The following is a 14727-nucleotide window of genomic DNA, read 5'->3' as shown; positions in this document are numbered from 1 at the left end:
GACTATCTGCTGTGCCTGTTGTCACACTTCCATCTGGGAATTGAACTGTAATCGTCGATCCTGCTTCACTTGTTCCTGTTACTTGTGTACCTTCACTTGTGACTTCATTCACCACTGGTGCGTTTGGTGCTGTTATGTCTGTCACAGTTACTGGGTCTGATGCATAGCTCGTTTTTCCATTCTTTGTAGCAGTAGCAGTAGCAGTCAAAATTGTTCCGGCTTTAAGTGGCTGGGTCAACTGCAACGTTTTCGTTGTCTCGCTGTTTCCTAACACCACTTTTCCAATAACCTTGTTATTATTATCTTTGACCACAATAGTAGATCCTCCAACACCATTGACTTGAAGGCTTGTACTTTGATCGTTAACCGGGGCAATAATTGGTTTTAATAATGATTTTATATCAATTACCTTAAATGTATTTACCTCATCATTTCGATAGTTAGGTGAGTCTATAGCCACCTTATAAGTACCAGGTGTTAATTTCGATACGTTTAATCTAAATGTACCGTTACTATTCACAGTACCTTGACTTACTACCGTGCCATTTGCGTTCAAAATTTTCACTTTTTGATTTGCTGCATATTGATCTAATGGGACATCACCGTTAATGATGGTATCCTCTGTCGTGATATCATTTACAATAGGTTTGCCTACTAATGGAGAGGTCTGATATCTTAAAACTTCGTCTCCATCATTTTTACCATCTCTATCTGTATCACCGTTAAATGGATCAGAATGAGAATTATGAATTTCAAAATTATCTGTCAAACCATCTTTATCTATATCTTGAATGTAGTACGTTGAAGAACCAAAAGTATTAGCGATCATTCCTCCATTTCTATCTGTTAAGTATCCATTAAAAGCAAAGTCTTCTTTTACTCGTGTTGTACTAGGTATTAAATTACCGTTCGCATCATAAGAAGCACCCCTAGTTAATATATTATTAGGGCTTTGATTATATACAAGTACAATTCTAATACCTACAGTTTCTGGTAATGAATTATTAAATTCTATGAGTTTATTTAAATCGATATCTGCAATAGTTCCTCTACCATTTGCATCAACTGCAAGCGTTGCTACTCTATTTCCTTTATAATATTTCTTATCAAAACCACTTACACCTTTAAAATCTAATTTATGTAATTCTATTGAAGAAATATATGGTAATAAAGTAGGATCAATTTGATAATTATATGCCCATTGTTTATTTAACCCAAGATCAAGTATTCTTCCACCATAGTTAAATATTCCATTCTTTAATATTTGATGATCTATGATTGCACCACCGAAATTACCGATTGTAGAATCAAATTGTACTGTTCCACTACTTGCTTTAAATGCACTATTAGCATTATTAGATTGTGATGGGATAATGTTATTTATTTCCGTATCTGATGGTGTTAAAAAATAACCGCTCGTTTCTGAGGTTTGTATTTTTTTATTTTCAAAATCGTCTTTAACATATATGAGATAATTTAACTTATCTTTTTTATTTTTCATACTGTTCAAGATATTTTTAACGGTAGTGTCAAGTTCCATACGTCCTCCAGTGGCTGTATATTGCGATAATATTTCTGCACCACCAAATAAACCACCATTTGCTCTAATGAAATTAACTTGCCAAATGTTAGTCAATTTACCTTGCTTATTAGATAATCTAACTAACTTTACTGGTGATGTAGAACCAACAGGATTAACAGTAATTCTTGTCACATGGTTAGCAATCACTGGGTCTAGTTGTAAATTTATTTTATATCTATCTCCAGAATTTGCTCCAGTCAAATAACTATGGATTTCAAATGGAATAGTTTTACCATTTAAAACTCCGTTACTTGTTAATGTACTAGGATCAAAAATCAAGGTTTGGAATGTATAGTTATCTGAGTAATCTAATGTTTCCAAAGAACTATCTTCTGTCATTGCTCTGGGTGATTTTTTTCTGATTATGACTGAACGAGTTCTTCTCACTTTAGCAACATTATTATTGGATTCATTTGTATTCAGCGCTCTTGCTCTTTCACTTCCACTTCTATCTACGCCAGTGTTCGCATTAGCTGAATTAGTATTTTCTCTTTGTGTATTTACTTCATCTTTTGCTTTTATTTTATTACTAGTATTATTTGCTATATAACTATTAACATCTCTTGTTTGTTTAGATTGTGCCTCGCTTTGGTTTATTGTAGTTTCCTCTGCTACATCACTTGTTTGTCTATCCTCGTAATTTGGAGATGTGTCATCAACATTATTAACTTTTTTATTTTCGTTTTTTATAATTTCACTATTTTCTTTGTTTTCTTTTTCAATTACATTAGTTTCTTTTTCACCATTCGCTTTATTATCAGCTTTTAGTTTATTCTCGATTTTTACAATTTCACTATTCTCTTCATTAGTTTTATTAGATTTTGACGCTGCATTTTCTTTTTCAATTACATTCGTCGCGTTGTTATTATTCTCTTTATTGTCAGTAACTTTACTTTCATTAGTGTTTACAGCTACTTCTGGTTCTTTATTGTTGGTGTCAATTTCATTTGTGTTATTTGCTGTTGGCTTACTTTGAACAATACTTTGCTCTGAAGCACTATGACTTGCTTTTAAATTGTCCTTCTGAATATCATGGCTTTCTGAAAAGTCATTGACTGGCTCTTGTTCGTTGCTATTTGCTTTTTCTGTATCAACTAAGTGGTTATCATCTTCATTCACATTAGTATTGAGTGCTTTGGAATCTTTTGGAAGATCGTTTTCTGCTGCATTCGCATCGTTAGATAATCCGAATACTAATACGCTTCCTACTAATAATGACGCTGTGCCAACTGAAAGTTTTCTAATAGAATATTTATTCTTTCTATTAGGTGTTAAATCATGATTGTTTTTCATTATTTTCCTCCATTAATCTTAGTCGATATTACAATATCACAATTGTATTATTTTTTTAAGAGTTTTATATGGATTTAAATATAAAAATTAAGTTAGAAAATTATTTATTAGGTTCACGAAAATATACAATTGGAAATAATTTTAGTAACAACAAAAAAACTATCACGCATTAGCGCAATAGTTTTAAATTTCTCATTATATTTATTTCTTTTTCATTAAAATAGACCTGTTGGTTTTGTATCATAACTTACAAGTAAATTTTTAGTTTGTTGATAATGGTCTAACATCATTAAATGATTTTCACGACCAATACCACTCATTTTGTACCCGCCAAAAGCAGCATGTGCTGGATAAGTATGATAATTATTCACCCATACACGCCCTGCTTGAATTCCTCTGCCTATGCGATACGCAGTATTTTGATTTCTCGTCCAAATACCTGCGCCAAGACCGTAGATCGTATCATTCGCCATTTCTAGAGCTTCTTCATTTGTTTTAAAAGTTGCGACAGATAATACTGGACCAAATATTTCTTCTTGGAAAATACGCATACTTTGGTCGCCTTTGAATATCGTTGGCTCAATATAAAATCCATTTTCTAAATTCTCGTTTTCTTGTCTAACATTTCCACCTACAAGAATTTCAGCGCCTTCTTCCTTACCAATATCTAAGTATTTTTTGATTTTTTCTTGTTGCTCATTTGAAGTTTGTGCACCAACCATTGTTGTTTCATCTAAAGGATTTCCTAATTTTATTTTATTCACTTTTTCTATACATAAAGCTATAAATTTTTCATAAATGTCTTCATGAATAAGTGCTCTTGAAGGACATGTACATACCTCACCTTGATTTAGTGCAAACATGACTAAGCCTTCAACAGCTTTTTCTAAAAATTCGTCATCTTCATCCATGATATCTTTGAAAAATACATTCGGTGATTTACCACCCAGTTCAAGCGTGACCGGTATGACATTGTCACTAGCATTTTTCATAATAATTTTTCCAGTTGTCGTTTCACCTGTAAACGCAACTTTATTTATGTTTTTATGGGTCGCTAGCGCTTCACCAGTTTCATTGCCGAAGCCATTTACTATATTAAGCACACCTTCTGGTAAAATATCTTCTATCAGTTCAATAAAATGTAAAATCGATACTGGTGTTTGTTCTGCAGGCTTAAGTACCACTGTATTGCCTGTTACAATCGCTGGAGCAATCTTCCAAGTTGCCATAAGTAAAGGGAAGTTCCAAGGGATAATTTGTCCAATTACACCTAAGGGTTCTTTGTAATGATATGCAACTGTATCATTATCTATTTGGGAAATGCCGCCTTCTTCGGCGCGAATCACACCTGCAAAATACCTAAAATGATCTACTACTAATGGTAAATCTGCTGTAAGTGTTTCTCTCACTGGCTTACCATTATCAAAAGTTTCTATCACTGCTAAATATTCTAAATTTTCTTCAATACGATCAGCTATATCTAATAATAATTGTGATCTTTCAGATAATGATTTTTTACCCCATTCGACTTGCGCTTTCTGAGCAGCTTCAACTGCTAAATCAACATCTTTTTGTGTGGACTTTGGTATCTTGGCATAACTTTCACCTGTAACTGGTGAAATATTATCAAAATAATTTCCTTCTTGGGGTTCAACCCATTTTCCACCTATAAAATTAGCATATTTCGATTTTACTTTGTATTTTGCATCTTCTTGATTTGGATTTGTATATATCATTGTAAAACCTCCTTTATTGGGTCTTATACCCTCATTAAAATAAAGTAAGCGCTTTCTTATATAATACTTTAATTTTATAAGAGAAATAAATGATATTTTATAAGAAATAATAGTAAAAAAGAGTACACTTTGTATTAGTTTAACTTGTTAGACGAAAATATATTAAAATTAGATACAAAAATCCCTTGAAGCATGATACTTCAAGGGATAGTTTATTACTTATTATTTATTGTTTAATTCAAGTTCAGCATTATTTGCTTGTCGTATTTCTTTTAATAATGCGTAATCTTCAATTAATGATTTACCATAAGATGGAATGATTTCTTTCAACTTAGGTTCCCATTCAGCCATATAATCTGGGAAGTTTTTCTCGATTACTTCTAATGCAACTGAAACTGAAGTAGAAGCACCTGGAGATTCACCTAATAATGCAATTACAGAATGGTCTTTTGAATTTACAACTTCTGTACCGAATTGAATAAATCCTCTACCGTGTTCTTTTGTATCTTTGATAACTTGAACACGTTTACCAGCTTGCATAATATCCCAATCTTTATCTTTAGCATCAGGAACAAATCGACGTAATTCTTTCATTCGATCTTCTTTTTTAGCTAATACTTCTTGAATAGAATATTTAATTAACGGGAAGTTTTTCGCCGCTGCAGCTAACATAGTGATTATGTTGCTAGGGTTAATTGATTTAAATAAATCTAAATTAGAACCATTTTTCAAGAATTTAGGGCCAATCGCTGCGAATGGTCCAAATAATAATGAGTTTTCATCTTGGATATAGCGTCTATCTAAGTGAGGTACCGTCATTGGCGGTGTACCTTCAGGTTCTTTACCATAAGCTTTAACTTCATGCTTAGCTACAACATCAGGATTATTACATACTAAGAATTCTCCTGTAATTGGGAAACCACCTAAATGCTTACTTTCTGGAATACCAGTTTTTTGTAGCATTGGAATTGCAGCACCACCTGCACCAATAAATAGATAGTCAGTAATGTGATGTTCTACTTTATTAGTTTTAAGGTCTTTAATTTTAACTTCCCATTTACCATCTTTACGACGGCTGAAGTCTTGAACTTCATGTTTGTAGAAAAGTTCTGCATTTTCATGTTCGTTTAAGTTTTTAGCCATTTTTCTTGTAAGTTCACCGAAGTTCACATCTGTACCTTCGTTTATTTTACTAGCTGCAACTACTTCTTCTGGATCGCGGCCTTCCATCATTAATGGCATCCACTCTTGTAGTTTTTTATGGTCTTCTGTATATTCTATACCTTTAAACATTGATAAAGGCGCAAGTGCTTCATAACGTCTCTTCAAGAAATTCACATTTTTATCGCCTTGCACAAAACTAATATGCGGTAATGGGCGTATAAATTCTTGTGGATCTTGAATTTGATTACTTTTTACTAAGTGAGACCAAAATTGTTTTGAAATCTCAAATTGTTCGTTAATTTCTTTTGCTTTTTCGATATCGATTGAACCGTCTTTTTGTTCAACTGTATAGTTCAATTCACATAATGCGGCATGTCCAGTACCAGCATTGTGGCGTTCGTTAGAACTTTCAATTGCAGGTTTTTCGAGTCTTTCAAAAAGTTTGATATTCCATTCTGGTGCAAGATCTTTTAACATCGTACCGAATGTTGTACTTAAAACACCAGCACCAATTAAAATGACATCTTTTGAGTTAGATTCACTCATTTTTTTACCACCTCTCGTAATCACTTTTTAATTAATTATATAAGATAAAACATAGTTGTTTAGTTCTTGAGATAACACATACATCATTTTCACTACTGTATTTATACCCTTAAAACTATTTAATTATCATATAATCGTTTTCTCGATAAATATCTCTCTCTTTATATGATAAATCAACACTAAGAAAATGTAAATTGTATATTGAGAGAATGTTGTATCTAACTGAATTGTTCGCTAAACATGTAAATACATTAAGACAAATTAATCACCGATAATAATATTATCTATTAGACGTGCCTGGCTAAATTTGACTGCCAGCGATATAAAAATTCTATCTGTAATTTCATGTTGCTCGACAAGTTGAGGATAGCTATAAATTGCTACTGTTTCGATATCCCCGCTCGTATATTGTTGTATATAATCACGGGTAGCTTCAATGATTTTCAAACTGCTGCGTTCACCTTGATTATATAATGATTGTGCTAACTGCAAACTTTTATAGAGGTGAGGCGCTTCTGCTCTTTCATCTGGTGTTAAATAAATATTACGTGAACTTTTAGCTAGACCATCCGCTTCACGAACAATGTCTACGCCTACAATATCAATTGTATGATTAAAGTCTTCAACCATTTTTTCCACTATAGCTAACTGCTGTGCATCTTTTTTTCCAAAATAAGCACGCTGTGGTTGTATAATATTGAACAGTTTATTTACTACTGTCACTACGCCGTCAAAATGACCCGGACGCTGTGCGCCTTCTAATACTGACGCTAAACGTCCAGCCTTCACTTCAATTGTAGGTTGTTCCGGATACATTTCTTCTTCACTCGGATAAAAAATATAATCTACGCCTACTGATGCTGCTTTTGCTGTGTCACTTTCAATGTCTCGAGGATACGCATCTAAATCTTCCTCAGGTCCAAATTGCAGCGGATTTACAAAAACACTAATAACTGTCACATCATTTTCAGAAATAGATTGTGACATCATTTTTAAATGGCCCTCGTGTAAGGCGCCCATCGTAGGTACAAAGCCCACTGATTTATTTGATTTTCTCCATTGCTTAGACATCTCAGTCATTTCTTCTATAGTAGTAATTAACTCAGTCATTCAGACACCTCGTTCATGACCTGCTTTTTGTAAGTGTATGCATCACTCGGAAATTGTTGTGACTTAACTTCAGTATCATATTGAGATAATGCTTGAACACCTTTTGAAAAATCACCATATTGTTTCACAAATTTTGCTTGATGATTCACTTCATAATTTAGTAAATCATGATACACCAATACTTGTCCATCCGTGCCTTTACCAGCGCCAATTCCAATAACTGGGATATCTAAATTTCTAGTAATTTTAGCAGCTAAATCGCTTGGAATAGCTTCTAACACTAACATAACAGCACCTGCTTGTTGTACAGCATACGCATCATTTATAAGTTGTTGCGCTGCTTCTTTGGTATTTGCCTGCATTTTATACCCTGTTATACCAACACTTTGGGGTGTTAAACCAAGATGTGAAACAACTGGGATACCCATATTGCTACAACTTTCAATATATTGAGTTAAATGCGCACCTTCAGCCTTAATCGCATTAGCTTGAGTTTGTTGATATAACTTTACAGCTGTTTCTAAATCCGACTGCTCGTTTACACCTACCGCACCAAAAGGCACATCTACAATTACAAATGTGTCTGCCGCACCTCGTCGTACAGCTTTGGCATGATGAATCATATCCTCTACTGTTACTTGTACTGTGCTGTCATAACCTAAGACGGTCATCCCTAATGAATCACCAACTAATATTGTATCTATCTGTGCTGCTTCAACTTGCTTCGCACTAGGATAATCATATGCTGTCACCATTGATATCTTATCGTTACTCTGTTTCATATCTATTAACTGATTTAATGTTTTCAATTAAAATCATCTCCGCAGTTTGTTATATTTGTATTGTTATCCATATACTAACCAATCTACTTAGAAAAGGAAATTAAAAACATGAACAAAATTGCAATAATTGGACCTGGCGCAGTAGGTAGCACGATTGCAATTGATCTTTTAGCAACACATCCTGATTTACGCTTACTCGGTCGCCGACCTCAAACGCTCACTTACTATGCCAATAATAATACTGAACATGAACGTACTTTACAGGTTACGCCATTAATAACTGATCAAAATCCAGTTGATGTTTTAATTATTGCTGTTAAAATACCTCAACTTGATGATGTATTAAGAGAAATGGAACATTTAATCCATGAGCAAACCATTATTATACTCGCTCAAAATGGGCACGGTCAGTTGTCACGCTTTGAACATCCTCACGTATTTCAAGCTGTTGTTTATATTAGCGGACAAAAATCTGGTTCTACCGTAACGCATTATCGTGATCACAAACTCATTTTAGAAGATGGTCCAGAAACGCGTGCATTCCGTGATATTGTAGCGGGCTCTTCTTTAGAAGTTGAACTCACAAACGATATTGATTATGCCATTTGGTATAAACTGCTTGTTAATTTAGCCATTAATAGTGTCACTGCATTAAGTCGTCGCACTGCCGAAGTACTTCAAGTTCCGGGTATCAAACACCTTTGCAAGCAACTATTAGTTGAAGGTGTAGCCATTGCACAAGCTGAAAATGTGTATTTTGATGATGACATTGTCGATGATATTATGACAATTTACAAAGGTTATCCCAATCAAATGGGCACAAGTATGTATTATGACATCATCTCAGCTAATCCATTAGAAATAGCAGGCATCCAAGGCTTTCTATTCAAAAAAGCAAGAGAACATCAATTGGTTACACCTGTACTCGATACTATTTATCCACTATTATTGGCACAACAAAAATATTAATATGTTATTTTTTAAAATTTATTCTACTTGATATACCAATATTAAAATTTATATTTCATTCGTTATCGTGCTTTTCTTTCATATTGCTATAAACTGTTAATTTATTTTTATGCTGTTCATAAACAGTTCATAAAAGCACTTTATATTATAGTTATTAACAATTTGGAGGAAGAAAAAATGAAAAAATTAATGTTCAGCTCTGCCTTTTATACTTTATTAGGGTTACTTAGTGGTTTGTTTTATAGAGAAATGTCAAAAGGAGAAAATTTCAGCGATTATTCGCAATTAAATGTAACGCACACACATTTATTAGTTTTAGGTACAATTATGTTCTTGATTTTCATGGTTATCGAACACCAACTTAAATTGACTCGTAATAGTAAATTATTTAATAGTTTCTTTTATATTTTCCACTTAGGCGTATTAGTAACTGTAGCAATGCAATTTGTGAATGGTATTGCTACTATCAAAGGATTCAGTGTAAGTCCTGCAATCGCGGGCATTGCTGGTTTAGGCCACATCTTTATTTCTATCGCATTCATATTATTCTTTGTGTTATTAAACAAAAGAATTAACGCCACTGCAGAAAAAAGAAAATAGCATAACAAAAAATCTGTTCAAGTCTCAATAATAGAAACTTGAACAGATTTTTTTGTATTTTTTCAATTCACTCCATATATAAAATTATTAAAAATTAATTCCATATTTTAATTCATTAAAATGTTAATGAATTAATTGACACTCTTGCTCACAGATTTCAGACGTGTACAATTGCGAGCAAGCGCTTACATAAGTCAGTATAAAATCCATTTTATGTTAGGAGAATTAATTTGATTACAGAATTCATTGATTTCTTAGATAAAATTATATGGAGTCCTCCGTTAGTTTTTGGTTTATTAATAACAGGACTGATATTTTCACTTATTACTCGCTTCGCACAAGTGAGACAATTTAAAGAAATGATACGTTTATTATTCAAAGGAGAAAAATCTCCACAAGGTATCTCTAGTTTTCAAGCTATTTCATTATCTTTAGCAGGCAGAGTTGGCACAGGGAATATCGTTGGTGTGTCAGCAGCCATATTTATTGGCGGCCCCGGTGCAGTCTTCTGGATGTGGGTGACAGCTTTACTAGGCGCAAGCACTGCATTTGTAGAGTCTACATTGGGACAAATATATAAACAAAAGGAAAATGGGGAATATAGAGGCGGCCCTGCTTATTACATTGAAAATGGTATTGGAGGAAAGTTCGGGAAAATATTTGCGTTAATATTTGCCATAGTGACTATTATTTCAATCGGACTTTTAATGCCAGGCGTACAGTCCAATGCAATTGCAACTTCATTACATAGTGCTTTTAGCGTTCCAAAATGGGCAGTCACTATTTTTCTCGTGATATTACTATCGCTTATCATTTTTGGTGGAATTAAACGCATTGCCAGTATGGCAACAGCAATTGTCCCTTTTATGGCTATAGCTTACATTTTATTAGCTGTTATTGTAATTTTTTTAAATATTGAAGAAGTTCCTGCATTGTTCGCACTTATTTTTAAATCTGCACTAGGGTTGCAATCTACTTTTGGTGGCATTATTGGCGCAATGATTGAAATTGGAGTAAAACGTGGATTATATTCAAATGAAGCAGGTCAAGGGACAGGACCCCATGCAGCTTCAGCAGCAGAAGTATCTCACCCAGCAAAACAAGGGCTTGTACAAGCTTTCTCAGCTTATATAGATACTATTTTCGTCTGTACAGCTACCGCATTAATTATTTTAATTTCAGGAACTTATAATACAACAGATGGCACAGAGAATGCACAGGGACAGCCTAATTTAATTGAAGATAATGGTGTTTATGTATTGAATGCAGATGGCTCTAAAGATTTTTCTGGGACTGCCATGTATGTACAATCTGGTATCGATAAAGCATTTCAAGGTGATAGCTACCAATTTGATCCAAATTTTGCTGGGTTCGGCTCTTATTTTATAGCTATTGCATTGTTTTTCTTTGCATTTACTACCATATTAGCTTATTCGTACATTACTGAAACAAATATTGCGTATCTTACTAGAAATATGAGTACTAAAAAATCAATTTTTTATATTACATTGACCCGTTTCCTACTTATTTTTGCCACTGCATACGGCACTATTAAAACCGCTGATGCTGCGTGGGCCATGGGCGATGTAGGTGTTGGTATGATGGCATGGCTAAATATTATAGCTATATGGATTTTATGTAAACCCGCCTTTCGTGCTTTAAAAGATTTTGAAAATCAGAAAAAATCGAAAGGCTCTGGCAGCTTGGCTGTTTATAAACCCACTCAACAAGATGCTCCTAATGCATATTTTTGGTTTAACAGAGAAAAAAATAATGAAGATGCTCATAAACAAGAATAATAAATATTCAGAGCAAAACTTTATAAACTTATTTTATAGTATGAATTATATAACAAAACCCATGCCCTCAACTACATCGAGGAACATGGGTTTTAATTTATTGATAGTCAATAACCATAGATATTAGAGTCATATTTTCTCCATTATTAATATAACTATGAGAGATATCTGATTTGAACCTCAAGGCATCGCCTTCGCCTAAATGAAGCGTTTCATGTTCTAAATGCATTTCTAATTGCCCATCAATTACAATAATCGATTCCTCTGAACCGGATAAATGGGGTTCTGCATCTAATGTTGCTCCTGGATCGAGCTCTACATAAAAGAATTCAAAGGACTTACTCTTTTCAAATGGGAAATATGGATAAACACGATATTTCCCCTCATCTTCAGTAACAGGTACAACATCTTCTTTTTTTAACTGTGTATAATCTGACTCTGCCTCATTCATTAAACTACTAAACGATAATTTTAAACCGTTACTAATTTTCCAAACAGTATTTATTGAAGGAATCGTATTACCTTTTTCAATTTCATTCAATGAAGATGTGCTCACCCCTGTGAGTTTTGATAATTTGTCCAAGCTAATCTTATTTTTCTTTCTATATAAGTAAATATTCTTAGCTACTATTTTATGAAATTCCATTATTTGCCCCCTTTTATATTGACTTTCCTGTTTAATGGATATAAAATCCTTTTAAAAGGAAATATCCTATTGAGCGGAATTTTAATGATTATATTTCCATAATACAGGATAATGAAGGGAGAATGCAATTTGTTTATATCATTTATTTTTTATACGTTTTTTATGAGTTATACCCCTGGGCCTAACAATTTATTAGCATTAGACGGCGTTTTAAAATTAGGTCTTAAAGGCACTGCGAAATTCTTAATTGGTATTGGATTAGGTTTTTTAACGCTTTCCATGTTTTGCTTGTTATTTAGTGAATATATGGCTGCTTACTTTTCAAGTTTTATATTTGTAATTAAAATAGTGGGATTTATTTACTTATTGTATCTTGCTTATTCTGTATTTAAACATGATAGTAAAGACGCTCAACAAAGCAATACGTATCGTATGAGAGATGGTTTGCTTCTTCAATATATGAATCCTAAAACAATCGTTTATGTACTTACTGCTATCGTGACCTATGTCACTACTCAAAATATAAGTTTTCTTGCTACACTGAGTTATACAATTATCATTGCACTTATCGGTGTTTCAGGTGCAGTCGCCTGGGCCGTTATGGGTCTTTGTTTTAAAAAACTTCTATTAAAATATGAATTCATCTATAAAGTTAGTATGTCTGCATGTCTTGTAGTTTTAGCATTTATGATGATTTTAGAATGATTATTATCAAATTGAACTTTATTAAATTTTCTCAGAATTTACTTTTTAATTCTCATTATTAGGGAATAAAATATATAGAGGTGATTCATATATGAATAATACTAATTTAACTAACAAGATTAATGAAATACTCAACACATCACGTGTCGGGGTGTTATCTACCGCATATAATCATATACCTAACAGTAGATATATGATTTTTTATAATGACGGTAACACGCTTTATACAAAAACAAATGTTAACTCAATAAAAATTGAGGAAATTGAGTCAAACCCACGTGCACATATTTTAATTGGTTACGATGATACAAATAATCGTAGTTTTCTAGAAATTGATGCCACATTATCAATTGTTCAAGATCAAGAAACAATTGATTGGTTATGGCAAAACCAAGACAAATCATTTTTCGATAATAAAACTGACCCAGAACTATGTGTAGTTAAAGCTCAGCCAAAATCTATTAAGATAATGAATGATAAAACATTAGTCGAACCACAAACTATAAATTTTGAGGGTTAATTTTCAAAACACTTGTATAAGTAATAGCTTATACAAGTGTTTTATCCTTCATTAAATAATCTACGATTTAAGATACACTGTCTTTTTCACATAGAAAATGAATACATTCTATATTTAAATAGGTTATTATAGAAGTAAGCTTTATAAAATAAGTTGAAAATGAATTTTTTAATTTATATAAATCTAGTGACAATTTACATATAGGAGGTAATTTATGTTTTTAGCATGGAATGAAATTAAACGTAACAAGTTGAAATTCAGCTTAATTATCGGTGTCTTGATTATGATTAGTTACCTACTCTTCCTTTTATCTGGCTTAGCAAGCGGACTGATGAATATGAATAGAGAAGGTATCGATAAATGGCAAGCCGATGCTATTGTATTAAATAAAGATGCAAATGAAACTGTAGAGCAGTCTTCGTTCAATAAAGATGATGTCGGAAATACATATGATAAACAAACGACTTTAAAACAGACAGGTGTTATCGCTTCTAATGGTAATGCAGAAGAAAATTCCTTACTATTTGGTGTCACTTCTGATTCTTTCCTAGTCCCTGATATGATAGAAGGCAAAAAAGTTAAATCTGACAATGAAGTAATAGCAGATAAAACTCTAAAAGATAAAGGATTTAAAATAGGAGATAAATTATCGTTATCACAATCAGATGAAAAATTAGAAATTGTAGGCTTTAGTGAAAGTGCTAAATACAATGCCTCTCCAGTGCTGTTTTCTAATAATAGTACAATACAAAAAATTAATCCTTCATTAAATGAAGATAAAACCAATGCGGTCGTGGTCAGAGATAAAGATTGGAATAAACAAGATTTAAATAGTGATTTAGAAGCTATAGAAATTGAAAGTTTCGTTGAAAACTTACCAGGTTATCAAGCTCAAAACTTAACGTTAAACTTTATGATTACATTCTTATTTATTATTTCTGCAACAGTGATTGGCATCTTTTTATATGTCATTACGTTACAAAAAACTAATTTATTCGGTGTGTTAAAAGCACAAGGTTTCACAAATGGATATTTAGCAAAAGTTGTATTATCACAAACGTTCATCATTGCGATGATTGGTACAGTGATTGGTCTTGCGCTAACTTTACTTACTGGTGCCTTTTTACCAAGTGTGGTCCCAGTTAAATTTGATGTTACTACGTTATTAGTATACGGCGTCGTCCTTATCATAGTTTCTCTATTAGGTAGCCTCTTCTCGATATTGACGATTAGAAAAGTAGATCCACTCAAGGCAATAGGATAAATAGGAGTGTA

Annotated in this window: 12 protein-coding genes; 6 read left to right on the top strand and 6 right to left on the bottom strand. The window is 32.8% G+C overall.

Annotated features, from left to right (window positions below):
• The 5 genes from AST02_RS13035 to panB form a co-directional block, all read right to left on the bottom strand.
• Positions 1-2875, bottom strand: a 2875-nt coding sequence (locus AST02_RS13035) for an Ig-like domain-containing protein (protein WP_069818139.1), incomplete at its 3' end; no start/stop codon positions are given.
• Between the two features lie 215 nt (positions 2876-3090).
• Positions 3091-4611, bottom strand: a complete 1521-nt coding sequence (gene exaC, locus AST02_RS13030; RefSeq protein ID WP_069818138.1) for an acetaldehyde dehydrogenase ExaC — start codon at positions 4609-4611, stop codon at positions 3091-3093.
• Positions 4612-4833: 222 nt separating this feature from the next.
• Positions 4834-6321, bottom strand: a complete 1488-nt coding sequence (gene mqo, locus AST02_RS13025; protein ID WP_069818137.1) for a malate dehydrogenase (quinone) — start codon at positions 6319-6321, stop codon at positions 4834-4836.
• A 261-nt stretch (positions 6322-6582) separates the two neighbouring features.
• Positions 6583-7431, bottom strand: coding sequence for a pantoate--beta-alanine ligase (gene panC / locus AST02_RS13020; RefSeq protein WP_069818136.1), 849 nt, complete (start codon positions 7429-7431; stop codon positions 6583-6585).
• Positions 7428-8240 (bottom strand): 3-methyl-2-oxobutanoate hydroxymethyltransferase, encoded by an 813-nt coding sequence (gene panB, locus AST02_RS13015; RefSeq protein WP_069818135.1) that lies wholly within the window; start codon positions 8238-8240, stop codon positions 7428-7430. Before panB ends, panC begins: the two co-directional genes overlap by 4 nt.
• A gap of 81 nt (positions 8241-8321) precedes the next feature.
• Between panB and AST02_RS13010 the strand changes: the two genes are divergently transcribed.
• The 3 genes from AST02_RS13010 (at position 8322) to AST02_RS13000 (ending at position 11581) form a co-directional block, all read left to right on the top strand.
• Positions 8322-9182 carry an oxidoreductase gene (locus AST02_RS13010; RefSeq protein WP_069818134.1) on the top strand — a complete coding sequence of 287 codons (861 nt, stop codon included), beginning with the start codon at positions 8322-8324 and terminating at the stop codon, positions 9180-9182.
• Positions 9183-9359: 177 nt separating this feature from the next.
• Positions 9360-9782, top strand: coding sequence for a DUF2871 domain-containing protein (locus tag AST02_RS13005; RefSeq protein ID WP_069818133.1), 423 nt, complete (start codon positions 9360-9362; stop codon positions 9780-9782).
• A 230-nt stretch (positions 9783-10012) separates the two neighbouring features.
• Positions 10013-11581: an alanine/glycine:cation symporter family protein gene (locus AST02_RS13000; protein WP_069818132.1), complete on the top strand. Its 1569-nt coding sequence runs from the start codon at positions 10013-10015 to the stop codon at positions 11579-11581.
• A gap of 97 nt (positions 11582-11678) precedes the next feature.
• Here the strand turns inward: AST02_RS13000 and AST02_RS12995 are convergent, their stop codons facing one another.
• Complete coding sequence (locus tag AST02_RS12995; RefSeq protein WP_069818131.1) at positions 11679-12227, bottom strand: helix-turn-helix domain-containing protein; 549 nt, start codon at positions 12225-12227, stop codon at positions 11679-11681.
• A 129-nt stretch (positions 12228-12356) separates the two neighbouring features.
• On the opposite strand from AST02_RS12995, the gene AST02_RS12990 reads away from it, so the two are divergent.
• The 3 genes from AST02_RS12990 (at position 12357) to AST02_RS12980 (ending at position 14716) form a co-directional block, all read left to right on the top strand.
• Positions 12357-12932 (top strand): LysE family transporter, encoded by a 576-nt coding sequence (locus AST02_RS12990; protein ID WP_069818130.1) that lies wholly within the window; start codon positions 12357-12359, stop codon positions 12930-12932.
• A gap of 91 nt (positions 12933-13023) precedes the next feature.
• Entirely contained in the window at positions 13024-13452 is a 429-nt protein-coding gene (locus AST02_RS12985; protein ID WP_069818129.1) for a pyridoxamine 5'-phosphate oxidase family protein, read from the top strand.
• A gap of 214 nt (positions 13453-13666) precedes the next feature.
• Positions 13667-14716: an ABC transporter permease gene (locus tag AST02_RS12980; RefSeq protein WP_069818128.1), complete on the top strand. Its 1050-nt coding sequence runs from the start codon at positions 13667-13669 to the stop codon at positions 14714-14716.
• Positions 14717-14727 lie beyond the last annotated feature (11 nt).

This window comes from Staphylococcus equorum (assembly GCF_001747895.1).
Lineage (GTDB): Bacteria > Bacillota > Bacilli > Staphylococcales > Staphylococcaceae > Staphylococcus > Staphylococcus equorum_A.
Note: the sequence above shows the minus strand (reverse complement) of the source record. Positions and strands in the feature narration are given on the sequence as shown.